17 protein-coding genes are annotated in these 24,635 nt (G+C 67.0%); 8 read left to right on the forward strand and 9 right to left on the reverse strand.

Annotated features, from left to right (window positions below; all coding sequences use genetic code 11):
* Positions 1-12 precede the first annotated feature (12 nt).
* The 5 genes from bamC to BSY239_RS04475 form a co-directional block, all read right to left on the reverse strand.
* Positions 13-1,152: an outer membrane protein assembly factor BamC gene (gene bamC / locus BSY239_RS04455; protein WP_069045782.1), complete on the reverse strand. Its 1,140-nt coding sequence runs from the start codon at positions 1,150-1,152 to the stop codon at positions 13-15.
* Positions 1,153-1,203: 51 nt separating this feature from the next.
* On the reverse strand, positions 1,204-2,100 hold the full coding sequence (gene dapA, locus BSY239_RS04460) for a 4-hydroxy-tetrahydrodipicolinate synthase (protein WP_069045783.1): 897 nt from the start codon (positions 2,098-2,100) through the stop codon (positions 1,204-1,206).
* A gap of 72 nt (positions 2,101-2,172) precedes the next feature.
* Positions 2,173-2,727 carry a class I SAM-dependent methyltransferase gene (locus BSY239_RS04465; RefSeq protein ID WP_069045784.1) on the reverse strand — a complete coding sequence of 185 codons (555 nt, stop codon included), beginning with the start codon at positions 2,725-2,727 and terminating at the stop codon, positions 2,173-2,175.
* Positions 2,727-2,936: a hypothetical protein gene (locus tag BSY239_RS04470; RefSeq protein ID WP_069045785.1), complete on the reverse strand. Its 210-nt coding sequence runs from the start codon at positions 2,934-2,936 to the stop codon at positions 2,727-2,729. The genes BSY239_RS04465 and BSY239_RS04470 overlap by 1 nt, the downstream gene beginning before the upstream one ends.
* Positions 2,933-4,168, reverse strand: coding sequence for an MFS transporter (locus BSY239_RS04475; RefSeq protein WP_069045786.1), 1,236 nt, complete (start codon positions 4,166-4,168; stop codon positions 2,933-2,935). The genes BSY239_RS04470 and BSY239_RS04475 overlap by 4 nt, the downstream gene beginning before the upstream one ends.
* Before the next feature lie 167 nt (positions 4,169-4,335).
* Between BSY239_RS04475 and BSY239_RS04480 the strand changes: the two genes are divergently transcribed.
* Genes BSY239_RS04480 through BSY239_RS04495 form a run of 4 tightly spaced genes read left to right on the forward strand, consistent with a single transcriptional unit; the run spans position 4,336 to position 9,964 of the window.
* Positions 4,336-6,306 carry a DNA topoisomerase IV subunit B gene (locus BSY239_RS04480; RefSeq protein WP_069045787.1) on the forward strand — a complete coding sequence of 657 codons (1,971 nt, stop codon included), beginning with the start codon at positions 4,336-4,338 and terminating at the stop codon, positions 6,304-6,306.
* 19 nt (positions 6,307-6,325) lie between these two features.
* Positions 6,326-8,677: a DNA topoisomerase IV subunit A gene (gene parC / locus BSY239_RS04485; protein ID WP_069045788.1), complete on the forward strand. Its 2,352-nt coding sequence runs from the start codon at positions 6,326-6,328 to the stop codon at positions 8,675-8,677.
* A gap of 4 nt (positions 8,678-8,681) precedes the next feature.
* A complete protein-coding gene (locus BSY239_RS04490) occupies positions 8,682-9,782 on the forward strand; it encodes a DNA glycosylase AlkZ-like family protein (RefSeq protein WP_069045789.1) in 1,101 nt (366 codons plus the stop codon).
* 2 nt (positions 9,783-9,784) lie between these two features.
* Positions 9,785-9,964, forward strand: a complete 180-nt coding sequence (locus BSY239_RS04495) for a hypothetical protein (protein ID WP_156775415.1) — start codon at positions 9,785-9,787, stop codon at positions 9,962-9,964.
* Between the two features lie 110 nt (positions 9,965-10,074).
* Here the strand turns inward: BSY239_RS04495 and BSY239_RS04500 are convergent, their stop codons facing one another.
* The 4 genes from BSY239_RS04500 to BSY239_RS04515 form a co-directional block, all read right to left on the reverse strand.
* A complete protein-coding gene (locus BSY239_RS04500; protein WP_069045791.1) occupies positions 10,075-10,545 on the reverse strand; it encodes a RidA family protein in 471 nt (156 codons plus the stop codon).
* 70 nt (positions 10,546-10,615) lie between these two features.
* On the reverse strand, positions 10,616-11,587 hold the full coding sequence (locus BSY239_RS04505) for a transglutaminase family protein (RefSeq protein WP_069045792.1): 972 nt from the start codon (positions 11,585-11,587) through the stop codon (positions 10,616-10,618).
* Positions 11,588-11,767: 180 nt separating this feature from the next.
* Positions 11,768-14,368 carry a circularly permuted type 2 ATP-grasp protein gene (locus tag BSY239_RS04510; protein ID WP_069045793.1) on the reverse strand — a complete coding sequence of 867 codons (2,601 nt, stop codon included), beginning with the start codon at positions 14,366-14,368 and terminating at the stop codon, positions 11,768-11,770.
* 95 nt (positions 14,369-14,463) lie between these two features.
* Positions 14,464-17,970, reverse strand: a complete 3,507-nt coding sequence (locus tag BSY239_RS04515; protein WP_069045794.1) for a transglutaminase family protein — start codon at positions 17,968-17,970, stop codon at positions 14,464-14,466.
* 152 nt (positions 17,971-18,122) lie between these two features.
* Here BSY239_RS04515 and BSY239_RS04520 point away from each other — a divergent pair, with 152 nt between their 5' ends.
* The 4 genes from BSY239_RS04520 (at position 18,123) to urtA (ending at position 24,582) form a co-directional block, all read left to right on the forward strand.
* Positions 18,123-20,555: a DNA internalization-related competence protein ComEC/Rec2 gene (locus BSY239_RS04520; protein ID WP_069045795.1), complete on the forward strand. Its 2,433-nt coding sequence runs from the start codon at positions 18,123-18,125 to the stop codon at positions 20,553-20,555.
* Between the two features lie 54 nt (positions 20,556-20,609).
* Positions 20,610-22,049 carry a circularly permuted type 2 ATP-grasp protein gene (locus BSY239_RS04525; RefSeq protein WP_069045796.1) on the forward strand — a complete coding sequence of 480 codons (1,440 nt, stop codon included), beginning with the start codon at positions 20,610-20,612 and terminating at the stop codon, positions 22,047-22,049.
* A gap of 62 nt (positions 22,050-22,111) precedes the next feature.
* Positions 22,112-23,071 carry an alpha-E domain-containing protein gene (locus BSY239_RS04530; protein ID WP_069045797.1) on the forward strand — a complete coding sequence of 320 codons (960 nt, stop codon included), beginning with the start codon at positions 22,112-22,114 and terminating at the stop codon, positions 23,069-23,071.
* Between the two features lie 212 nt (positions 23,072-23,283).
* The gene (urtA, locus tag BSY239_RS04535; protein WP_069045798.1) at positions 23,284-24,582 is read left to right on the forward strand and encodes an urea ABC transporter substrate-binding protein; all 1,299 of its coding nucleotides are present in this window, start codon (positions 23,284-23,286) and stop codon (positions 24,580-24,582) included.
* Positions 24,583-24,635: the final 53 nt, after the last annotated feature.

Here is a 24,635-nt window from a genome sequence, read left to right on the forward strand (position 1 = left end):
TGAAACGAATGATTACTTGAGGTCGTCGGCCAGCAGTTGCGTGATGCGCCGCGCATTGGCCGACGCGTCGGCCTGACCTTGTGCGCCCAGCACCGAGACGGTGGTGGCGGTGTCCACGCTGCGCACCACGACCTGGTAACGCTCGGTGGCCGCTTCTTTCTTCGAACCGCCAAACAGCTTGCCGAAGAAACCGGGTTCCTTGGCATCGACAACAGGTTCGACATAACGAACGAAGTAGATGCCTTTGGTGCGATCGCGGTCTTCCACGGTGAAACCGGTGCGGTCCAGCGAGAGACCGACACGGCGCCAGGCGCGGTCGAAGTTGTCCACGAACTGGACGACGGGCGCGTTGTTCACCATGGTGACCTTGGCCGCGGCCTGCGCAGGCGCGCTCGCCGTGACCGCCTGGGCCTGCGCTTCGGTCACACCGAGCTTGACCATCAGGCGGCGCAGGAATTCGGTTTCGAGTTCCACATCGGCCGGGCGGGGCTGCCAGACGGTCTGGTCTTTGTCCTTGTTGGAGTACACCTCGACCATGCCGCGGTGGCTGATGTAGATCTCGGTGCCGCCGTTGGCGGTGCGCTCCAGGCGGGTGCGGAAGCGGTCGCGTTCTCCGGTGGAATACAGGTTCTCGAACACCTTGCCGATGGTGGAGCGGATGAAGTCTTGCGGCAGCTTGGCGCGGTTCTCGGCCCAGTCGGTTTCCATGATGCCCAGTGCTTCCTGGTCGACGTCGAGCAGGAAGCCGTTCTCCTGCCAGAAGTCGCGCACAGGGCTCCAGAGCTTGTCGGCCGGGCGGTTGATCACCAGCCAGCGCTGGTTGCCCGCGCGCTCGATGCGCACGTCACCCACGGTGTTCACCGCGGTGGTGGCGGCGGTGGCTTGTGTTGGCTGCGCAGCCTGGTAGCCGCTGGCCGTTACCGTGGTGCCCGGCACGTTGTAACGCGAGTCGCGGCTGAGCTGGGTCAGGTCGGGTGGCACGTCCAGCGTGCTGCCGCGCTGGGCGCTCTTGTAGTCGATCTTGTCTTCCTGGAGCATGGAGCAGCCCGAGGCGATGAGGGCGGCAGCGGCCACCAGGCCCAGGCGGGACCACGCGGCAGCGCCGGCCCAGGACTGGAGGCGGGGGGTCTGATTCAGAGCGGGAGTGGACATGGGAAGCTCGGTGGAGACCGGGTGTTGGGGTGGACAGAAGAGAGGTTGGAGTCAGACCAGGCCGCTTTGTTGCAGCGCGCCTTCGACCTGCGGCACCAGATGGCGCGACATGGGGGTGAGCGGAAGACGCATGGTCTCACGGCACAGGCCCATGCGGGCCATGGCCCATTTCAGCGGGATCGGGTTGGCTTCACAGAACAGCTGCTTGTGCACCGGCATCAGTCGGAACTGGATGTCCATGGCGCGTTTCACGTCACCGGCGATGGCGGCCACGCAGAGTTCGTGCATGAGGCGCGGTGCGATGTTGGCGGTGACGCTCACATTGCCCTGGCCGCCGCACAGCATCAGCGCCACGGCGGTCGGGTCGTCGCCCGAATAGATGGCAAAGCCCTTGGGTGCTTCGCGGATCAGCCACTGCGCGCGTTCGATGTTGCCGGTGGCTTCCTTGATGCCGACGATGCCGGGCACCTGGGCCAGGCGCAGCACGGTTTCGTGGTGCATGTCGGCCACGCTGCGGCCGGGCACGTTGTACAGCACGGTGGGCAGGTCGCCCACGGCTTCGGCAATCGCCTTGAAATGCTGGTACTGGCCTTCTTGCGTGGGCTTGTTGTAGTAAGGCACGACCTGCAGCTGGCAGTCGGCACCCACACTTTGTGCGAAGCGCGCGAGCTCGATGGCTTCGCGGGTGGAATTGGCGCCGCAGCCGGCCATGATGGGCACGCGCTTGTCGCCGTGCGTCTTGGCCTGTTCGACCGACACGCGGATGATTTCGCAGTGCTCTTCGACCGTGACGGTGGGCGATTCGCCGGTCGTGCCGACCACACCGATGCAGTCCGTGCCTTCGGTGATGTGCCAGTCGATGAGTTTGCGCAGGGTGGGGTAGTCCACGCTGCCGTCTTCATGCAGGGGGGTGGCCAGGGCCACGATGCTGCCGGTGATGGTGTTCATTGCTGCAGGCTCAATTGGGGGCGCTTGTCTGGGCCGCCCCATGGGGCGCGGCATCCGCGCGAATCGTGCATTCTACCCAGTGGCATCCAGCGGATACCGGGGCGGCGACTCGGGTGTTGCCGGGTGTTTTCGCACCGCCGCTATGCGCTGCACGAAGCGCTCGGGTCGGTCGCAGAAGCCGTCTTCGTACGCCACCATGTGCAGACCCTCGCAGGCCTGGAGAAGTTCACCGTGCTGCAGCAGGAAGTCGGGGCGCGAAGGTTTGCCCACGCTCTCGTTGCCGGTGGCAAAGGTCTCGTAGATCAACACGCCGCCCGGCGCCACGCTGCGCGTGATCACCGGGAGCAGTGCGCGCCAGAGGTAGTTGGTCACCACCACCGCGTCGAAGCTTTCGCCCTCGAAGGGCCATGGACCGTTTTCGATGTCGGCGAGCACGGCGCGGCCGAAGGGCTTCACCGCGTCGATCGCCTCCGCGGAGCGGTCAACCCCGGTGACGCGGTGGCCAAGCTGCGCGAACCATTTCAGGTGGCGCCCATGACCGCAAGCCACGTCGAGCACCGTGCCGCCTCCGGGCACCAGATGGGCCCAGCGTTGCACCCAGGCCGATGGCGCTTCCGTGCCGTGCATCAGAAGCAGCTCCAGAGCTGGTCGGCGAGATTCACCAGAAAGCCCGGCTGGTTGTAGAGCGCAAACGTCCCCAGCAGGGCGGCGATGACGCCGATCCACACCAGGGCGCGCTGCCAGAGGCGAGCCGCCGCACGGCCGCCCGAAGGCGGCTCAGCCCCCTCGGGGGGCAGCGACCCGCGCAGCGGCGGAGCGTGGGGGTCCAGATTCACGCAGCGGCCCCCACGCGTTGTGGTGTGCGCACGATCGGGGTCTCGCGCACCGGCAGGTTGATCAGGCCGGCGAACACGCCGAGTGCGATCGAGATGTACCAGACGATGTCGTAGCTGCCGGTGCGGTCGTACAACACGCCGCCCAGCCACACGCCCATGAAGCTGCCGATCTGGTGGCTGAAGAACACGAAGCCGCCCAGCATGGACATGTGGGCCACGCCGAAGATCTGCGCCACCACCGCGTTGGTCGGTGGAATCGTGGAGAGCCACAGCAGGCCCATGACGCTCGCGAACACATACACGCTCAGGGGCGAGAGCGGCACGATCAGGAAGATGGCAATGACCACGGCGCGCGCGAAGTAGATGAATGACAGGATGTGCCGCTTGGCCAGACGCTGGCCGAGCGCGCCGGCCGCGTAGGTGCCGAACACGTTGAACAGGCCGATCAGCGCCAGCGCGTAGCTGGCCACCTGGGGCGAGAGTCCGTTGTCCTTGAGGTAGCTGGGCATGTGCACGCCGATGAACACGACCTGGAAGCCGCACACGAAGTAGCCCGCCATGAGCAACTGGAAGCTGCGGTAGCGGAAGGCCTCGCGCAGGGCTTGCAGGATGGTTTGTTCTCGCACCGGTGCAGCACCGCCGGCAAAACCCGGTTCACGCAGGCCCCAGGCCAGCGGCACGATCAGCAACACGGCCGCGCTCAAGAACAGCAGCGCCTCCTGCCAGCCGAAGCTGCTGATCAGCCAGCCTTCCACCGGCACCATGAGGAACTGGCCGAACGAACCTGCCGCTGCCGCCACGCCCATGGCCCAGGAGCGCTTTTCAGCCGAGATCTGCCGCCCGATCACACCGTAGATCACGGCGTAGGTGGTGCCGGCCTGCGCGGCGCCGATGAGCACACCAGCGGTGAGCGCAAAGGTCATGGGTGTGGTGGTCAGCGCCATGCCGGTGAGGCCCAGGCCGTAGAGCAGCGAGCCGCCGATCAGCACGCGAAACGCGCCGAAACGGTCGGCCGCCATGCCGGCGAAGATGCCGAACAGGCCCCAGGAGAGGTTTTGAATCGCCAGCGCGAAGGCAAAGTTCTCGCGCGTCCAGTCCTGCGCCTGGGTGATGGGCTGCAGCCACAGGCCGAAGCCGTGGCGGATGCCCATGGAAAGCGTGACGATGAGGGCGCCGCAGGCGAGAACCTGGACGGTGGACAGCGGGGTGCGGGTGGGGGCAACGGACGACATCCGGCGACTGTAGCGAAGAAGCCCGCCCTTGACCTGTCGCCGCCGGGGCGCGCACTTGATATCGGCAGCGCTGATTGATGCCGGGCAGGCATGGAAGCCGACCGTGTGGGCAGTTATCTGTATCTTCATACAGTCTTTGAGGGCTCCGGTGCTTACAATCCGCCCCCATGGCAACCCAAACTCCCCCCGTGTATTCCGAAGGCTCGATCCGCGTCCTCAAGGGCCTGGAGCCGGTCAAGCAGCGCCCGGGCATGTACACCCGCACCGACAACCCGCTGCACATCATCCAGGAAGTGCTCGACAACGCGGCCGACGAGGCGCTGGCCGGGCACGGCAAAAAAATCAAGGTCACGCTGCACCCCGACAGCTCGGTGAGCGTGGAAGACGACGGCCGCGGCATCCCGTTCGGCCTGCACCCCGAAGAAAAGGCCCCCGTGGTCGAGCTCGTGTTCACACGGCTGCACGCCGGTGGCAAGTTCGACAAGGGCAAGGGCGGCGCCTACAGCTTTTCGGGCGGCCTGCACGGCGTGGGCGTGAGCGTGACCAATGCGCTGTCCACGCGCCTGGAGGTCACGAGCTACCGCGAAGGCCAGGTGGCGAAGCTGGCGTTTTCCGCCGGTGACGTGATCGAGGCCCTGGTCATCGCGCCCAAGGGCGAAGGCGACCGCAAGCAGGGCACCACGGTGCGTGCGTGGCCCGACCCCAAGTACTTCGAATCCGCCGTGTTGCCCATGGCGGAGCTCACCCACCTGCTGCGCAGCAAGGCGGTGCTGATGCCGGGTGTGACGGTGACCCTGGTCAACGAAAAGACCAAAGACGTGCAGACCTGGCTCTACAAAGGCGGCCTGCGCGACTACCTTCAGCAGACGCTCAACGGTGACCCGGTGATTCCGCTGTTCGAAGGCGAAGGTTTCGCTGACAGCGGACACGACAGCTTTGCCGAAGGCGAAGGCGCGGCGTGGTGCGTGGCCTTCACCGAGGACGGCCAGCCTGTGCGCGAGAGCTACGTGAACCTGATCCCCACCAGCGCGGGCGGCACGCACGAAAGCGGTTTGCGCGACGGCCTGTTCCAGGCGGTCAAGGGTTTCATCGAATTGCACGCGCTGCTGCCCAAGGGCGTGAAGCTGCTGCCCGAAGACGTGTTCGCGCGCGCTTCGTATGTGCTGAGTGCCAAGGTGCTCGACCCACAGTTCCAGGGCCAGATCAAGGAGCGCCTGAACTCGCGCGACGCGGTGCGCCTGGTGGGCAGCTTCGTGCGGCCCGCGCTGGAGCTCTGGCTCAACCAGCACGTGGACTACGGCAAGAAGCTGGCCGAGCTCGCCATCAAGGCCGCGCAGTTTCGCCAGAAGGCCGGGCAGAAAGTGGAGAAGCGCAAGGGCTCGGGTGTGGCGGTGCTGCCCGGCAAACTGACCGATTGCGAGAGCAAGGACCTGGCGCACAACGAGGTGTTTCTGGTCGAGGGCGATTCGGCCGGTGGCAGCGCCAAGATGGGCCGCGACAAGGAATGCCAGGCCGTGTTGCCGCTGCGCGGCAAGGTGCTCAACACCTGGGAGGTCGAGCGCGACCGCCTGTTTGCGAACAACGAGATCCACGACATCTCGGTGGCCATCGGCGTCGATCCGCACGGCCCGAACGACACCCCCGACATGAGCGGCCTGCGTTACGGCAAGGTCTGCATCCTGAGTGATGCCGACGTGGACGGCTCGCACATCCAGGTGCTGTTGCTCACGCTGTTCTTCCGCCACTTCCCCAAGCTCATCGAAGCCGGCCATGTGTTCGTGGCGCGCCCGCCGCTGTTCCGCGTGGACATCCCCGCGCGCGGCAAAAAGCCCGCGGCCAAGCAATACGCGCTGGACGATGGCGAGTTGCACGCCATCCTCGACAAGTGCGCCAAGGACGGCGTGGCGCCCGAGAAGTGCCAGATCAGCCGCTTCAAGGGTCTGGGCGAGATGAACGCCGAACAGCTCTGGGACACAACTCTAAACCCCGACACGCGCCGCCTCATGCCGGTGGTGCTCGGCGCGATCAACTTCTCGGACACCGAGGCTCTCATCACCAAGCTCATGGGCAAGGGCGAAGCCGCTTCGCGCCGCGAGCTCATGGAACTGCACGGCGACTCGGTCGACGTGGACATCTGACCCCTTCTAGAACCGACGCATGTCCGACATCCTGAACCCCGAACTGCCCCTTTCCGAACCGGACGACGGCCTGAACCTCGCCAGCTACGCGCAGCGCGCCTACCTCGAGTACGCACTCTCTGTGGTCAAAGGCCGCGCGTTGCCTGACGTGTGCGACGGCCAGAAGCCGGTGCAGCGGCGCATCCTCTACAGCATGGACCGCATGGGCCTGGGCTTCAGCGGTCCCAACAACAACACGGCCGCGCGCCCGGTGAAGAGTGCGCGTGTGGTCGGTGATGTGCTGGGTCGCTTTCACCCGCACGGCGACCAGGCTGCCTACGACGCGCTGGTGCGCATGGCCCAGGATTTCGCGCAGCGTTACCCGCTGATCGACGGCCAGGGCAACTTCGGTTCGCGCGACGGCGATGGCGCCGCTGCCATGCGCTACACCGAAGCGCGGCTGGCGAAGATCACCACGCTGCTGCTCGACGAGATCGACGAAGGCACGGTGGACTTCGTGCCCAACTACGACGGCTCCACGGTGGAGCCCAAGCAGCTGCCGGCGCGTCTGCCGTTCAACCTGCTCAACGGTGCCTCGGGCATTGCCGTGGGCCTGGCCACCGAGATCCCCAGCCACAACCTGCGCGAGGTGGCCGACGCCTGCGTGGCGCTGATCAAGGCGCCGAAGCTCACCGACGACGAACTCTTCGCCATCCTGCCCGGACCCGACTACCCCGGTGGTGGCCAGATCATCAGCCCGGCGGGCGACATCGCCGACGCTTACCGCACCGGGCGCGGCAGCCTCAAGGTGCGCGCGCGCTGGAAGATCGAAGACCTCGCGCGCGGCCAGTGGCAACTGGTGGTGACCGAGCTGCCGCCCGGCGTGAGCACACAGCGTGTGCTGGAAGAAATTGAAGAGCTCACCAACCCCAAGGTGAAAGCCGGCAAGAAGGCGCTGACGCAGGAGCAGACGCAGCTCAAGGCCAGCATCCTGATGGTGCTCGACGGTGTGCGCGACGAGTCGAGCAAGGACGCGCCGGTGCGCCTGTTGTTCGAGCCGAAAAGCAGCCGCATCGAGCAGCAGGAACTCATCACCGCGCTGCTCGCGCACACCAGCCTGGAAAGCTCCACGCCGATCAACCTGACCATGATCGGCATCGACGGCCGGCCGACGCAGAAATCGCTGCGGCAGATGCTGGGCGAGTGGATCGAATTCCGCCAGGGCACGATCACACGCCGCTCGCAGCACCGCCTGACCAAGGTGCTGGACCGCATCCACATCCTCGAAGGCCGGCAGCTGGTGCTGCTCAACATCGACGAGGTGATCGCCATCATCCGCCAGGCCGACGATCCCAAGGCCGCGCTGATCGAACGTTTCAAGCTCAGTGACCGGCAGGCCGAAGACATTCTTGAAATCCGCCTGCGCCAGCTCGCGCGGCTCGAAGCCATCAAGATCGAGCAGGAGCTCAAGTCGCTGAAAGAAGAGCAGGGCAAGCTCGAAGACATCCTGGGCAACCCCGGCAGCCTCAAGCGCCTGATGGTGAAAGAGATCGAAGCCGATGCCAAGACCTTCGCCGATGCGCGCCGCACGCTGATCCAGACCGAGAAAAAGGCCGTGGCCGAGATCAAGGTGGTGGACGAGCCGGTGACGGTGGTGGTCTCCAGCAAAGGCTGGGTGCGCGCGCGCACCGGCCATGGCCACGAGGCCGGCAGCTTCGCGTTCAAGGCGGGCGACGGCCTGTACGGCACGTTTGAGTGCCGCACGGTGGACACCATGATCGTCTTCGGCAGCAACGGGCGCGTGTACTCGGTGCCGGTGGCCAGCCTGCCCGGTGCGCGCGGCGATGGTCAGCCCATCACCACGCTGATCGAGCTGGAAACCGGCACGCAGCCACTGCATTACTTTGCCGGCCCGGCCAACGCCGCGCTGCTGCTCAGCAGCAGCGGCGGCTATGGTTTCCTCGCGACAGTGGAAAACATGGTCTCGCGCCAGCGCGGTGGCAAGACCTTCCTCAACCTGGGCGAGGGCGAAACGCCTTGCGCGCCGTCGCACGCGGCGTTCACGTCGGGCGGTCAGCCGCTGAATGCAGCCACGCACGTGTGCTGCGCTTCGACCGGCGGACGCATCCTGACCTTTGAAATCGGTGAACTCAAGCTGATGGAGAAGGGCGGTCGCGGCCTGATGCTGATCGACCTCGAACCCAAGGACACGTTGGCCGGGGCGGCCGCCTACACCCGCAGCGTGAAGATCGAAGGCATCGGACGCGGCGGCAAGGAGCGCGACGAAACGCTGGAGATCCGCAGCCTGAACAACGCGCGCGCCGCGCGCGGCCGCAAAGGCAAGGCAGCCGACCTCGGGTTCAAGCCCAACCGCGTCACGCGGGTGGAATAAGCAGGTGGCGCGCTCGCCCACGCTGGCCGAGTTGCGCCGCTTCGCGATCGCGCGCAGCCTGTTCAAACCGCTGACGCTGCCAGCGGCTATCCGCCGGCTGGGGTTTGTGCAAGCCGATCCGATGCGGGCCCCGGCGCGGGCGCAGGACCTGATCCTGCGCATGCGGGTGCGCGACTACCGCGCGGGCGATCTGGAACGCCGCTACGAGCGCCTGGGCATCGAGGAAGACGCCTTCGTCAACTACGGCTTTGTGTCGCGCGACATGCTCTCCCTGCTGCACCCGCGCACGCCGCGCCGCCCGTGGGACGCCGCCACCGCCCGCCGGGCGCAGGAGGTGCTCGCCTTCGTGCAGGAGCGGGGCGTGGTGCACCCGCGAGAGGTGAGCGAGGCCTTTGCGCACCACGGTCGCGTGGCGGGCTACTGGGGCGGGGAACTCAATGCGAGCACCCGCCTGCTGGACGACATGCACCACCACGGCTGGTTGCGGGTGTGCCGGCGTGAGGCGGGCACGCGGGTGTACGAAGCGATGAGCCATGTCGAACAGGACGAGAGCCCATCGGCGCGGATGGCTCGCGCCGAAGCCCTGGTCGATCGCATCGTGGCGCTGTATGCGCCATTGCCAGCGCCCAGCTTGGGCTACCTGGTCACGCTGCTGCGCTACGGCGCGCCCCACCTGGCGGTCGAGGCCCGAGCGGTGGTCAAGGCAGCGCGTTCGCGCTACGGCCATGCGGTGGTGGACGGAACGACCTGGATATGGCCCGCAGACGAAAACCCGGCTTCGCGCCGCCACCAGCCAGATCAAGAAGTGCGGCTGCTGGCGCCGTTCGATCCCGTGGTCTGGGACCGGCGTCGCTTCGAGATGTTGTGGGGCTGGGCCTACCGCTTCGAGGCCTATGTGCCGGCGCCCAAGCGCACCATGGGCCACTACGCGCTGCCGGTGCTGTGGGGCGAAGAGATGGTGGGCTGGGCCAACCTGCGCCTGGAGCGCGGGCAGCTCCGACACGAACTGGGCTTCATCGCCGGTCGCCCGCGCGACGCGGCTTTTCAGCGCGCGCTGGACGAGGAACTGGCGCGCTTCAAGGTCTTCATGACGCCACAGGAATGAACATGGACAACAGCGAACTGACCGGGGTGGTGATTGCGGCGGCGCTGGCGGTGCTCGCGTTCGGCATCACGCGAATTGCCGTACGCCACTTTGCACGGCGCCGCGCTGCGAAAGAGCAGGCAGAAGCACAAGCCACCCAGAGCCGCCAGGTGCGGCGAGCCAGCGAACGCAGGAAGCGGTAAGCCCGGCTCGAGCGAAGCAACCCCGACCAAGGGGCATCGCGGGTCCGGCTCCGCCGGCCCCGGATGCCGCCCCGCTTCAGGGGGGAGCGCCGTGAGGCGCGCGGGGGGGGTCAACCGAGCTCTGCGATCAGCTCGATTTCCACACAGGCTCCCATCGGCAACTGCGCCACGCCGAACGCGCTGCGCGCGTGCGCCCCGATCACCGGGCCGAAGACCTGGCCGAGCAGCTCGCTGCAGCCGTTGGTGACCAGGTGCTGCTCGGTGTAGGTGGCGGTGGAGTTGACGAGGCTGAGCACCTTGACGATGCGCTTGATGTCGTCGAGCGTTTTGCCGGCGGCCAGGCAGGCGGCGGCCAGGGTGCCGAGCAAGTCGATGGCCACAGCGCGGGCGGCGGGTTTGGCTTCATCGGTGGTCATGGTCAGGCCAAGCTGACCGACCCACGGCTTGCCGTCCTGGCGGGCAATGTGGCCGCTCAGGAAAATGAGGTTGCCGGTCTGCACGAAGGGCACGTAGGCCGCGGCGGGCACCGAGACGGGCGGCAGGACGATGCCGAGTTGTGACAGCTTGTCGTAAATGCTCATGGGAAGGCTCCTGAAGAATGAGCGGCCCATTCTAATGACGGCCCCGATGGCGGGACGGTCTGCGCGCAGATCAGTCCTTGGGATCTGAGGCCTGCGCTTCGAGCGCTTTGAGTTCGTCGGGCGGTGCCACCGTCACCGCCACCTGCAGCGTGTGGTCGGCACCACTTTGAATGACACCGCGCATGGGCGAGACGTCACCGAAATCGCGGCCGGTGGCCAGTGTCACGTAGTCTTCGCCCGGGCTGCCCCAGCCGCAGCGGTTGTTGGTCGGATCGAAGTCGAACCAGGCGCCGGTGTTCTCGGTCTCGTCGTCCGATTCGCTGACGATCGGCACGTACACCGACACCCAGGCGTGCGAGGCGTCGGCACCGATCAGGCGCACCTTGCCGGGCGCCGGGCGGGTGAGCAAATAGCCGCTCACGTACCGCGCCGGTAAACCCAGCGAGCGCAGGCAGCCCAGCATGATGTGGGCGAAGTCCTGGCACACGCCCTTGCCCTGGGCCAGGGCTTCGAGCGCCGGGGTGTTCACCTCGGTGCTGGCGGTCTCGTAGGTCAGGTCGGTGTGGATGAGTTCCATCAGCGCCTGGGCAGCGGCCAGCGCGGGCAGGCCGGGTTTGAACGCCGGGCGGGCGAAGGCTGCAAACGCGTCGTCGCGCGGCACGTAGGGCGACGCAAACAGGAATTCGGCGGCGGGGTCGAACGGTGCGTTGGCCCGGTAGCGGAAATGTTCACGCACCCGCTCCCAGGTCATGGTGCGCCACGGCGGCGTCTGGGGCAGCGGCTGGTGCGCGCTCGTCTCCACCAGGCTGTCGGCCTCCACCGTGAGCACGCTGTGCGTGGCCTGCAGCGAAAAGAAGGTGCGCTGGTTGCCGAACACGTCGGTGGTCTGGCTGCGCGCGGCCGGCATCGGGTCGATGCGCAGTTCGTTGCCGATCAGGCGCTGGTACGGCGTGTCCAGCGGGCACAGGTGCACCATGTGCTGCGCCAGATCGATCGAGCCGTGGTAGCGGTAGCGGGTGCGGTGGAGAACTCGAAGAAGCATGTCAGGACCTCCGCCGGGCCGCCCCAAGGAGGGCCAGCGCCCCCTCGGGGGGCAGCGACGACACGAAGTGCGGAGCGTGGGGGTTCATGTTGTCAGGACCTCCGCCGGGCCGCCCCAAGGAGGGCCAGCGCCCCCTCGGGGGGCAGCGACGACACGAAGTGCGGAGCGTGGGGGTTCATCTCAGGCACCCAGGCTTTGATTGCGCAAATCGGCGTGGCTGAAGTGAAGACGGCTGACTTCGTTGGAGAGTTCCACCGCCGAGATCTCGCAACCGTCAAGCAGCTCGGCGAGGTCGCTCCAGGTGCGCAGGCCTTCGGGGCTGCGTTGCCAGTTGCTCAGGTCGGGCAGCACCCAGGTGTCGGGGTTGGGCAGGCCCTGGGCCAGCACGGCGTCTTGCGGCGTGGCGCTGCTGGCCAACTTGGCCAGGCGCGAGCGCAGCGTCTGCACCACCCAGGCGAGCGAGCGTGGGTTGTCGCGGTCCATCACCAGCAGGTCGATGAGGGCGACCATGTCGCGCCGTTGCTGGTACTGGGCGTGGAAAGTGATGGTGCTGTCGAACAACGCGACCACGGCTTCGAAGCCGGCCTGGTCGTGCACGCAGCCGTGCTCAAGCGCGAGCGACAGGGCGCGCGAGAGCGTGATGAGGCGTTCGATGTGGCGACCCATGGAGAGCAGGCGCCAGCCGTCGTCGTGCACCATGCGGTCGGTTTGTGAGCCGGTGATGGCGGCCAGCAGTTCGCTGGCGTTCTGCAGCGCTGTCAGGGCTTCGACGGTGGCGTATTCGGCGTCGGTCGACAGGGCGGCACAGTCGCGCGCAAAGCAGGTTTCGGTGCGCTCGATCAGGTGCCAGTGTTCCTGCGAGAGGCGCTCGCGCACCTGCGAGGCGGCGGACTTGAGCGCGCGCAGGTTGAAGCCCACGCTGTGCGACTTGGCAAACAGCGGGTCGGCCGCTTTGGGCGAGAGCGCAGCCATGAGGCTGCGCGCGAACACTCGCGGCGAGGCGGTGGCGGTCGGCGCTTCGGAGATCACCAGCGAGTTCTCGGTGGCGGTGGCGGTGAGCCACGCCATCAGCGGGCGCGAGTTGGGCTCTTCGCCGCCCAGGTGGTTGAGCACGATTTGCGCGAGCCGCACGCTGTTTTCGGCGCGCTCGGTGTAGCGGCCCAGCCAGAACAGGTTCTCTGCCGCCCGGCTGGTGACGGGACGCTTCTGTTGTGCCAGTGCGAGTGTGCTGGGCGCCGATTGCAGCAGGCTCGTGTGGTCGACCGGGCCGTCGGTGAGCACCCAGCAGTCGGCGCTGCTGCCACCGCGCTGCATGGCGGCGATGAGTTCTCCGCGCGGCGCCAGGCGCACCAGGCCACCGGGCAACACGCGCCAGGAGCCGGCACCGTCGGCCAGTGCAAACACGCGCAGCATGGCCGAACGTGGCATCAGCCGTTCGCCCGACCAGGTGGGCGTTTGCGACAAGGGGAGCCACGATTGAACGGTGTAGTGATCCGGGTGGCGGGCCATGCGGCCCGACCATTCGTCGAGCTCGCGTTCGCTCAGGCTCTGGCCCATGGCGGTGTCCAGCCCCGATTGCGGGTAGGTGGGTTTGATCACGCTGCCCTTGATGAGCGGCAGCACCTCGCGCAGCGCGGCGTCTTCGCCGCACCACCAGGTGGCCAGCGACGGCATGGCGAGTTCTTCGCCCAGCAGGTGGCGGCTGATGGCGGGCAGAAAGCCCAGCAGGGCGCTGGACTCGAGCGGTGCCGAGCCGGGCGCGTTGGCCAGCAGCAGGTTGCCCGCGCGCAGCACCTGCAGCAGGCCGGGCACGCCCAGCCGCGAATCGGAGCGCAGTTCCAAGGGGTCCAGCCACTCGTCGTCCAGCCGCTTGATCAGCGCGTGCACAGGCTCCAGGCCGCTGAGCGTCTTCAAGTAGAGGCGCTGGTCGCGCACGGTGAGGTCGTTGCCCTCCACCAGCGTGAGGCCGAGGTAACGCGCCAGGTAGGCGTGTTCGAAATAGGTTTCGTTGTAGGGGCCGGGGGTGAGCAGCGCGATGCGCGCGTTCTCGCCTTCGGGCGCCATGCGTTTGATGCCGTCCATGAGCGCGCGGTAGCTCGCGGCCAGACGCTGCACCTTCATGCCGGCGAAGGCCTTGGGGAACTGGCGCGCAATCGCGATGCGGTTTTCCAGCAGGTAGCCCAGGCCCGAAGGCGCCTGCGTGCGCTGACCCACCACCCACCAGCGGCCGTCGGGACCGTGCGCCAGATCGAAGCCCACGATGTGCAGCCAGGTGTCGCCCGGTGGTTTCACGCCCTGCATCGATCGCAGGTAACCCGGGTGGCCTTGCACCAGCGCGGCGGGCAGCAACGCGCGCTTGAGCAGCTCACGTTCGCCGTAGAGGTCGCCCATGATGGCGTTGAGCAGGCGGGTGCGCTGCAACACGCCGGCCTCGATCTGTGCCCAGTCCTGCGGACCGACCAGCATGGGGAAAAGGTCCAGCGCCCAGGGCCGCTGCAGGCCGGCCGAGGCGTCGGCGTAGACGTTGTAGGTCACGCCGTTGTCGCGGATCTGGCGCTGCAGGTTGTCGTTGCGGCGGCTCAGGTCGGCCAGGCCGTCGGTGCCGATGTGCTCGAAGAAACTGTCCCAGGCGGGCGCGAGTGCGTCGCCGCTGGACTTGCCCCCGGCGCGCAGTTCGTCCCGGTGGCCCGGGTCTGCGGGGACCGACAAGGACAAAGCCCAGTCACCGGGGTTGTCGGGGCTGAGCTCGTCGAAGAGGGAGTCGGAGGGGTCGTGGTTCACTGTGCCCGAGTATGCCCGGTGCCCTGCGGGCAATACCCCGCCGGGGTCCCCGCCTTGTTGCTTCCGTCACACAAGGCGGGCCACCCGCCGGGTGGTCAGTAGCGCAGGTCCAGCGTGGCGGGGAACTCGCGGCTGCTGCTGGCGGGCTTCACGTCCATGTGGCCCGGGGTGTGCCCCATCTGGAAGAAACGCGACATGCGGCGGCTCTCGGCCTCGTAGGCGTTGATCGGGAAGGTGTCGTAGTTGCGCCCGCCCGGGTGCGCCACGTGGTACTGGCAGCCACCCATGGAGCGTTTCATCCAGGTGTCGACGATGTCGAACGTGAGCGGCGCATGCGACGGAATCGAAGGGTGCAGCGCCGACGGCGGGCTCCAGGCCTTGTAGCGAACGCCAGCCACATATTCGCCGGCCGTGCCGGTGGTTTGCAGCGGGATGGCGCGGCCGTTGCAGGTGATCACATGTCGGCTGTCGTTCCATCCTTTGACGCGCACTTCGATGCGCTCCAGCGACGAGTCCACGTACCGCACGGTGCCGCCCGGCGCGCCTTCCTCGCCCATCACATGCCAGGGCTCCAGCGCGCTGCGCAGCGTGAGTTCGATGCCGCGCGCAGCCACCTGGCCCACCATGGGGAAGCGGAATTCGAAGTGCGGGTCGAACCAGGCCATGTCGAACTTGTAGCCAAAGTCGGCCAGATCGGTGAGCACGTCTTCAAAGTCCATGCGCACATAGGTGGGCAGCAGGTAGCGGTCGTGCAGCTCGGTGCCCCAGCGGGTGAGGCGGCCGTGCCAGGGCTGCTGCCAGAAGCGCGAGACCAGGGCGCGCAACAGCAGCTGCTGCGCGATGCTCATGCGTGCGTGCGGCGGCATTTCAAACGCTCGCAACTCCAGCAGGCCCAGACGGCCGGTGGGCGTGTCGGGGGAATAGAGCTTGTCGATGCAGAACTCGCTGCGGTGCGTGTTGCCCGTCACGTCGATCAGGATGTTGCGCAGCGTGCGGTCGACCATCCACGGTGGCATGTGGTCGCCGTAGGTGGTGCGGTTCTTCTCGATCTGCGCCAGCGCAATCTCCAGCTCGTACAGCTGGTCGTTGCGCGCCTCGTCCACGCGCGGCGCCTGGCTGGTCGGGCCGATGAAGAGGCCACTGAACAGGTACGACAACGAGGGGTGGTTGTGCCAGTAGGCAATCAGGCTGCCGAGCAGCTCGGGCTTGCGCAGGAACGGCGAGTCGGCCGGCGTGGCGCCGCCCATCACGAAGTGGTTGCCGCCACCGGTGCCGGTGTGGCGGCCATCGGTCATGAACTTCTCGGCGCACAGCTTGGTCTGGTGCGCGGCCTCGTACAAAAACTCGGTGTGCTCCACCAGCTCGCCCCAGGTGTGGGCGGGGTGGATGTTGACCTCCACCACGCCCGGGTCGGGGGTGATCTGCAGCATCTTCAGGCGTGGGTCGCGTGGTGGTGGGTAGCCCTCCAGCACGATGGTCATGCCCAGGCGCTCGGCCGTGGCTTCCACCGCGGCCAGCAGATCCAGGTAGTCCTCCAGATGCGCCATGGGCGGCATGAAGATGTAGAGGTGCTGGATCTTGCCGCCACCGGCTTTTTCGGCCTTGGGGCCGTTGGCGCGATGCGGGTCGCGGGCCTCCACGCAAAGTGCGGTGCGGGTCAGCCAGGCGGCCGATTCGGCGCGCTGCGGAAAGCGGGCCGACAAGGCTTGCGCGGGGGCTGCCCCCGGGCCGGGCTGGCCGGCACGCAGGCCTTCCACGGTTTCGGCGTCGGGGTCGAAGTCCATGCCCTGCATGGAGACGGTGCCGCCTTCGGCAAAACCGCCGCCCACCTGGTGCGGCGAAACCTGGTGCTTGACCGCCGCGCCGCGCGGCAGCGGGTCGCGCGCGGTGTGCGGGTCCTGTTCGATGTGGTACGGGTAGTCGCCGGCCGAGACCCAGGGCAGAGAGTCGAGCGGCAGGCGGTAGCCCATGGGCGAATCACCGGGCACGAGGTACATGCGCTCGTCGCGGAAGAACCAGGGGCCGGTGGACCACACCGTGCCCGAGACGCGCGTGTAGGCACTCTTGCCGTTGTTGGACAAGGCGCCGTTGGGGCCCGAGGCCTGCAGCGGCAGCACGTAGCCCACCGTGGCCTCCAGGCCCTGGGTGAAGACGCGGCGCAGGCGCGCGCGCTCGAGCTCGTCGTCCAACTTGGCGTCGAACGGGTCCACGTTCACGGGCAGGCGGCGTTCGCGCCAGAGGTAGTACCAGGTGTCTTCAAAACCGGGGGTGATGTACTGCGTGGACAGGCCGAGCTTGCGGGCCAGCGCCTGCGTGAAGCGGCGCGCGTCGTCGGCGGTGTAGTGCTTTTCGTCGCGCTCGTCGGCCAGCAGCGCGGGGTTGTTCCAGATGGTTTCGCCGTCGGCGCGCCAGAACATGGACAGTGCCCAGCGCGGCAACTGCTCGCCCGGGTACCATTTGCCCTGACCCATGTGCACGAAGCCGCCGGCGCCGTATTCCACGCGCAGGCGGTTCAGCAGTTCGGTGGCGTAGCCGCGTTTGGTCGGGCCGAGCGCGTCGGTGTTCCACTCGCCCGCGTCGCGGTCGCTGGTGGCCACGAAGGTCGGCTCACCGCCCATGGTCAGGCGCACATCGTGTTTCTGCAGGTCCACGTCGACCTTGTCGCCCAGCGCGACCACACCGGCCCACTGGTCGTCGGTGTAGGGCAGGGTCACGCGGGGCGATTCGTAGACGCGGGTCACGCCCATGTGGTGGCTGAACTCCACTTCACATTTGTCCATGGCGCCTTCCACCGGCGCGGCGCTGGAGGGCTGCGGCGTGCAGGCCAGCGGGATGTGGCCTTCACCGGCGAGCAGGCCCGAGGTCGGGTCCAGGCCGATCCAGCCAGCGCCGGGCAGGAACACCTCGCACCAGGCGTGCAGGTCGGTGAAGTCCTGTTCGGGTCCGTTGGGGCCGTCGACCGATTTCACGTCGCTCTTGAGCTGGATCAGGTAGCCCGAGACGAAGCGCGCGGCCAGGCCCATGTGGCGCAGGATCTGCACCAGCAGCCAGCCGGTGTCGCGGCACGAACCGCTGCCCAGCTTGAGCGTCTCTTCCGGCGCCTGCACACCCGGCTCCATGCGGATGGTGTACGAGATCGCGTGCTGCAGTTTCTGGTTCACGTCGACCAGAAAGTCGATCGTGCGGCGTTCGCTGCGGTCCACCGTGGCGAGATACGCCTTGAGCAACGGTGTCACGGGCGCCGTCACCAGGTAGGGTGCGAGTTCCTTTTTCTGCTCTTCGTCGTAGCTGAACGGGAAGTTCTCCGCGCGCGGCTCCAGGAAAAAATCGAACGGGTTGTAGACCGCCATTTCCACCACCAGGTCGATGGTGACCTTGAACTCGGTGGTGGGCTCGGGGAAGACCAGGCGGGCCTGGTAGTTGGCGAACGGGTCCTGCTGCCAGTTGATGAAATGGCCTTCGGGCTCGATGCGCTGGGAGTACGACAGCACCTTGGTGCGGCTGTGCGGCGCGGGCCGCAGACGGACCACCTGGGGGCCGAGTTTGACGAGCCGGTCGTATCGATAATGGGTGATGTGGCTCAGAGCGACATGAATGGCCATGTGGGGGCTTTCAACGGGGAGGAAACAATGGATCGTCGGGCAATGGCTTGGCCGTGGGCGCTGGGACTCATCCTAGCAAGTCTTGCGCCAAAGAATGGTGATGGCACTGCCGGCAACGCGTTTGTGGTGGTGTTGCGCCCGACTCCCTGACCATGCGCCGGGGCGGGCTGGCGGGTTTGCCGGGCTGGGTGCTGGGCGTGGCACTGCAGTTGCAGCAGCCGGCGCTGTGGGCCTTGGGGGTGTATGGCTTGCTGCTGTGCGCAGGCCTGGTGCTCGTGCTGGGCTCGCGTCTGGCGGGGCGGGTCAGCGGCCTCGTGCTCACGGTGCTCGCGGGCTGCCTGATCGGCTTTGGGCTCACCGGCGCACGCGCCGCGCACTTTGCCGGCCAGGCGCTGGACCCGACCTTGCAGGGCACCGACATGGAACTGATTGGCCGCGTGGCCTCGTTGCCGCAGCGCACGGCGCAAGGCGAACGGTTTGACTTTGTGGTGGAGTCGGCCACGCGCGCAGGGACGCCGGTGCAGGTGCCCGAACGCATTCAGCTGGGCTGGATCAGCGGCTTTGGGCCCACTGCCGAGGGGCCGCACTGGGAGATGGCCAGCCAGGGCCCGGGCGTGCGCGCCGGGGACCGCTGGCGTTTCACCGTGCGCCTGCGCAGCCCGCACGGCCTGTCCAACCCCCACGGCTTTGACCGCGAGCACTGGCTCTGGGAGCACGGCATCCAGGCCACAGGCCATGTGAAAAGCGGTCCGCGCGACCCGGCGCCTGAGCATCTGGGGTCCACCCGGCGCCATCCGCTGAACGCATTTCGCCAGAGCGTGAGCGAACGCATCGACGAGCGCGTGGAGGATCCGCGCGCCGCCGGTGTGCTGGCGGCGCTGGTGGTGGGCGACCAGTCCGCCATCGACCGCGAGGACTGGGCGCTGTTCCGCACCACCGGCGTGGCCCACCTCATGAGCATTTCCGGCCTCCACGTGACCATGTTTGCCTGGCTGGCCACCGCGCTGCTGGCCCGGGGCTGGCGGCGGCTGGCCCCGGTGTGGCCCCAGGCCTTGCTGGCGGTGCCCACGCCGGTGGTGGCCGGCATGGGCGGGGTGGCGCTGGCGACGGCCTACGCCCTGTTTTCGGGCTGGGGCGTGCCGGCGCAGCGCACGGTGATCATGCTGGCCGTGGTGGTCGGTCTGCGCCTGGGGGTGCGGCATTGGCCGTGGCCGGTGGTGTGGCTGCTGGCGATGTCGGCGGTGTTGTTGCTCGATCCGTGGGCGCTCATGCAGCCGGGTTTCTGGCTCAGTTTTGTCGCGGTGGGTATCTTGTTTGCGACCGATCCCGGGCGTTCGCAGCGCGCCGTTGCGGACGGGGTGCCGGCGCGCGCGGTGCGGTCGGTGGTGGGTCTGCTGCGGGAGCAAGGCGTGGTCACGTTGGCCTTGGCGCCACTCACGCTGCTGCTCTTCGGACAGTTTTCGGTGGTGGGCCTGGTGGCCAACCTGGCGGCCATTCCGGTGGTGACCTTGTTCATCACGCCGCTGGCCATGCTGGGCGTGGCTGTGCCGCCGCTGTGGGACGCGGCGGCCTGGGTGGTGCAGGCCATGGCCTCGGGGCTGCAGTGGATGGGGCAGGCCAGCTGGGCCGCGGTGTTTCGCCCGGCGGCGCCCTGGCCGCTGGCACTCTCTGCGGTGTTGGGCGGAGCGCTGCTGGTGCTGCGCCTGCCGTGGGTGGTGCGCTCAGCGGGGGTGCTGCTGCTCGCGCCCGCGCTGCTGTACGCGCCGCCACGCCCGGCGCCGGGACAGTTCGAGCTGCTGGCGCTGGACGTGGGGCAGGGCAGCGCGGTGCTGGTGCGCACGGCTGGGCACAGCCTGCTGTTCGACACCGGTCCACGCTTCGGCCCCGACAGTGACGCCGGCGAACGGGTGGTGTTGCCGCTGCTGCGCGCGCTGGGTGAGCGGCTCGACGCGGTGGTGGTGAGTCACCGCGACAGCGACCACGCGGGTGGGGCCGAGGCGGTGCGCGCGGCGCACCCGCAGGCGCGCTGGTTGTCGTCGTTCAGCGCCGAGACCGCAGAACGCTGCGTGGCCGGCCAACGCTGGACCTGGGACGGCGTGGACTTCGAGGTGCTGCGCCCGCTCCCGCAGGACTACGGCCCCGACGGGCAGGGCCTTCTGGGCAGCAACGCCATGTCGTGTGTGCTGCGCATTGCCAGCGCCGAACACAGCGCCTGGCTGGGAGGCGACATCGATGCCGCGCGCGAGGTGCAGCTGGCGCTGGCCCGGCCGCAGGACCGCGCCACCGTGCTGCTTGCACCGCACCACGGCAGCCTCACGTCGAGCACGCCGGTGCTGCTCAACACCCTGCAGCCACGCTGGGTGTTGGTGCAGTCGGGCTACCGCAACCGGTTTGGACACCCGGCACCTGCGGTGCTGGATCGCTACCGGCAGCGCGAGATCCGCTGGGTGAATTCACCCGACTGCGGTGCGGCGACCTGGCGCAGCGCCGAGCCCGAGGCGGTGAGATGCCACCGCCTGGAAAGCCGTCGCTACTGGCATTACCACGATCAAAAAACGGTTCAACCCCCAACGATGGAGCGCTGACACACCAATTGCTGGCCCACTCCTTGCTATGCTGTGGTCAGGAGAAAAAAGCCCATGAGCAGACCGATGTTTGACGAAATGAATGCCTCGCCCAGCGAGGTTCGGGCCCATTACGAGAACTACGCCCGCTGGTTGGCGCAGCAGCCCGAAGAAGTCATGGCGGCCCGGCGCGAAGAGGCCGAAATGATCTTTCGGCGTGTCGGCATCACCTTTGCGGTGTACGGCGCCAAGGACGAAGACGGCTCCGGCACCGAGCGCCTGATCCCGTTCGACCTGATTCCCCGCATCATTCCCGCGCACGAATGGCAGAGCATGGAAGAAGGTCTGGTGCAGCGCGTGACCGCGCTCAACCGCTTCATCCACGACGTTTACCACGACCAGGAAATCATCAAGGCGGGTATCGTGCCGGCCGAGCAGATCTTCCAGAACGCGCAGTTCCGCCCCGAAATGATGGGCGTGGACGTGCCGCACAACATCTACTCGCACATCGCGGGCGTGGACATCGTGCGCGCCCCCAACGCCGACGGCGTGGGTGAGTACTACGTGTTGGAGGACAACCTGCGCGTGCCCAGTGGTGTGAGCTACATGCTCGAAGACCGCAAGATGATGATGCGGCTGTTTCCCGAACTCTTCGGCGAGAACCGCGTGGCCCCGGTGGCCCACTACCCCGACCTGCTGCTGGAAACCCTGCGTGCGGTGAGCCCGGCCACCACGGCCGAGCCCACGGTGGTGGTGCTCACACCCGGCATGTACAACAGCGCCTACTTTGAACACGCCTTCCTTGCGCAGCAGATGGGCATCGAGCTGGTGGAGGGGCAAGACCTGTTCGTCAAGGACAACTTCGTCTACATGCGCACCACGCGCGGCCCCAAACGCGTGGACGTGATCTACCGCCGGGTGGACGACGACTTCCTCGACCCTTCCGTGTTCCGCCCCACCTCCACGCTTGGTTGCGAGGGTTTGCTGAGCGTGTACCGCAGCGGCAACGTGGCCATCTGCAACGCGGTGGGCACCGGCGTGGCCGACGACAAGTCGATCTACCCCTACGTGCCCAAGATGATCGAGTTCTACCTCGGGCAGAAACCCATTCTCAGCAACGTGCCCACCTTCATGGGCCGCGACGCCGAAGACCTCAAGTACATGCTTGCCAACATGAAAGACCTGGTGGTCAAAGAGGTGCACGGCGCCGGCGGCTACGGCATGCTGGTGGGCCCGGCTTCCACCAAGGCCGAGATCGAAGACTTCCGCAAGGCTGTGGTGGCCAACCCCGGTGGCTACATCGCCCAGCCCACGCTCTCGCTCTCCACCTGCCCCACCTATGTGCAAAGCGGCGTGGCGCCGCGCCACATCGACCTGCGCCCCTTTGTGCTCAGCGGCAAAGAGGTGCAGATGGTGCCGGGGGGGCTCACCCGCGTGGCGCTCAAGGATGGTTCTCTGGTCGTCAACTCTTCGCAGGGCGGCGGCACCAAGGACACCTGGGTTCTGGAAGATTGAAGATCGAATAGACCTGGGGTCAGATCTTCAGCCCTGACCCCATCTGAACATAGGGACCCAACATGCTGTCACGCACCGCCGACCACCTCTTCTGGATGTCCCGCTACACCGAGCGCGCGGAGAACACCGCCCGCATGCTCGACGTGAACTACCAGACCTCGCTGCTGCCGCAGTCCGCCGCCGTGGCGCAGGTGGGCTGGGAAGGCCTGTTGATCATCAGCGAGCTCATGCCCGCCTACAACAAGAAGTACGGCCAGGAAATCACGCCGCGCAACGTGCTCGACTTCATGGTGCGCGACGAGTCCAACCCGTCGAGCATCGCCACCTGCCTGAAGGCCGCGCGTGAAAACGCCCGCGCGGTGCGCGGCGCGCTCACCACCGAGCTGTGGGAAACACAAAACCAGACCTGGCTGGAACTCGGCCGCATGATCAAGAGCAAGAACTTCGAGCGCGACCCCAGCGAATTTTTCGAGTGGGTCAAGTTCCGCTCGCACCTCTCGCGCGGGGTGGCCATCGGCACCATGCTGCAGGACGAAGCGTTCCACTTCTACCGCATGGGCACCTTCCTGGAGCGGGCCGACAACACCGCGCGCCTGCTCGATGTGAAGTTCCACGCGGTGCACAGCGACTTCTTCGGCAACGCCAGCGAGCTCGATCAGGAGTACGACTTCTACCACTGGAGCGCCATCCTGCGCAGCGTCAGCGGCTTCGAGGTCTACCGCAAGGTCTACCGCGACGTGATCTCGCCCGAGCGCGTGGCCGAGCTGCTGATCCTGCGCGCCGACATGCCGCGCAGCCTGGCCGCCAGCCTGAACGAAGTGGTCAACAACCTCACCGTGGTGTCCAACGACCTGTCGGCCGAAACCCTGCGCCGCGCCGGCAAGCTCAAAGCCGACCTGCAGTACGCCCGCATCGACGAGATCCTGGCCACCGGCCTGCACGCCTTCCTCACGCAGTTCCTCGACCGGGTGAACGAACTGGGTGGGCGTATCAGCAAGGACTTTCTGGTGCCGGCGGGCTGAAGAGCGCCGACTTCAGCGACAAAGGCCAGCTTCGTGCTGGCCTTTTTCATGTCGGTAACGACCGCTTGTGTGCCACGTACGCCACCCGGCGTACATACGCCCCCCGGTGTCTTCCCTAGCATCCAGTTGTCCGCTGAGCCACGCCCGAAGAGGGCAGCCGGCGGCGCCAACACCAACCCCTCACGGGACCCCAGGAACTCAGGAGAAGCGCCATGTCGACCACCCCAGCCACCTCAACTGCACGCCGTTTCACACTCAAGACCTTGGCTGCCGCCGCCACGGTCGCCACGCTAGGCTTCACCGGCCTGAGCGCCCACGCCCAGGAGACCATCAAGGTCGGCGTGCTGCACAGCCTCTCGGGCACCATGGCCATTTCGGAAACCGTGCTCAAGGACACGGTGCTGATGGCGATTGACGAGATCAACGCCAAGGGCGGCCTGCTGGGCAAGAAGCTCGAACCCGTCGTCGTTGACCCAGCTTCGAACTGGCCGCTGTTCGCTGAAAAGACCAAGCAGTTGCTGACCCAGGACAAGGCCGCCGTGATCTTCGGCTGCTGGACCTCGGTGTCGCGCAAGTCGGTGCTGCCGGTGGTGGAAGAGGCCAACGGCCTGCTGTTCTATCCCGTGCAGTACGAAGGTGAAGAGCTGAGCAAGAACGTGTTCTACACCGGTGCCGCGCCCAACCAGCAGGCCATTCCTGCGGTGGAATACCTGATGAGCAAGGACGGCGGCTCGGCCAAGCGCTGGGTGCTGCTGGGCACCGACTACGTGTACCCGCGCACGACCAACAAGATCCTGCGCGCCTTCCTGAAGGCCAAGGGCGTGGCCGATGCCGACATCATGGAGGAGTACACCCCGTTCGGTCACTCCGACTACCAGACCATCATTGCCAAGATCAAGAAGTTCTCGTCCGAAGGCAAGAAGACGGCCGTGGTCTCCACCATCAACGGTGACTCCAACGTGCCCTTCTACAAGGAGCTGGGCAACGCCGGCCTGTCCGCCAAGGACGTGCCTGTGGTCGCCTTCTCGGTGGGCGAGGAAGAGCTGCGCGGTGTGGACACCAAGCCGCTGGTGGGCCACCTGGCCGCCTGGAACTACTTCATGAGCGTCAAGAGCCCGGCCAACACCGAGTTCACCAAGAAGTGGGCCGCCTACGCCAAGGCCAAGAACATCCCCGGCCACAAGGACAAGCCACTCACCAACGACCCGATGGAGGCCACCTACATCGGCGTGAACATGTGGGCACAAGCCGTGACCAAGGCCAAGTCCACCGACACCGACAAGGTGATCGCCGCCATGGCCGGCCAGACCTTCAAGGCACCCGGTGGCTTCACCAGCACCATGGACAAGGAAAACCACCACCTGCACAAGCCGGTGTTCATCGGCGAGATCAAGGCCGACGGCCAGTTCAACGTGGTGTGGAAGACGCCCGGCCCGGTGGTTGCAGACCCATGGAGCGACTACATCGCCGAAAACAAGGGCAAGAAAAATGTGCCCGAAATGAAGAAGTGATGAAGCGCGGGGTGGCCTCCATGGGGAGGCCACCTTGCCTGGTCTTGCTGCCC

Source organism: Hydrogenophaga sp. RAC07 (assembly GCF_001713375.1).
Classification (GTDB): domain Bacteria; phylum Pseudomonadota; class Gammaproteobacteria; order Burkholderiales; family Burkholderiaceae_C; genus Hydrogenophaga.